General features: G+C 62.8%; 1 protein-coding gene. It reads left to right on the top strand.

Features of this window, described 5'->3' with window-relative positions; all coding sequences use genetic code 11:
* Window positions 1-126: 126 nt before the first annotated feature.
* On the top strand, window positions 127-433 hold a 307-nt coding region (locus IB269_RS28920), incomplete at its 3' end, for a Maf family protein (protein WP_192368952.1).

The following is a 433-nucleotide window of genomic DNA, read 5'->3' on the forward strand; positions in this document are numbered from 1 at the left end:
GGTCCATTCAACATAAGCGCGCCATTATAGGGATGCACCCGAAGCTGTCAAAGGAAATTAGCCATAAACCGCTGTATGGACAGCCCTTTTCGCTAGAATCGCGGTGACGCTCCGAAGGAATTCTCCATGCTACCCCTGATCCTTGCTTCCAGCTCGCCTTACCGCCGCGAATTGCTGCAGCGCCTGCGCCTGCCGTTCGAATGCGCCAGCCCCGACATCGACGAAACCCCGCTGCCCGGCGAGAGCGCCGACCAACTGGTACGCCGACTGGCGCAAAGCAAAGCCCGCGCCCTGGCCCAGCGCTACCCCGCCCACCTGATCATCGGCTCCGATCAAGCCGCGGTAAACGGCGACCGGATCCTCGGCAAGCCCCATGGCATCGAGCGCGCGACCGAGCAACTGCAGGACGCCAGCGGCAAGAGCGTCAGCTTCC

Source organism: Delftia sp. DLF01, assembly GCF_014852125.1.
GTDB lineage: Bacteria > Pseudomonadota > Gammaproteobacteria > Burkholderiales > Burkholderiaceae_C > Comamonas > Comamonas acidovorans.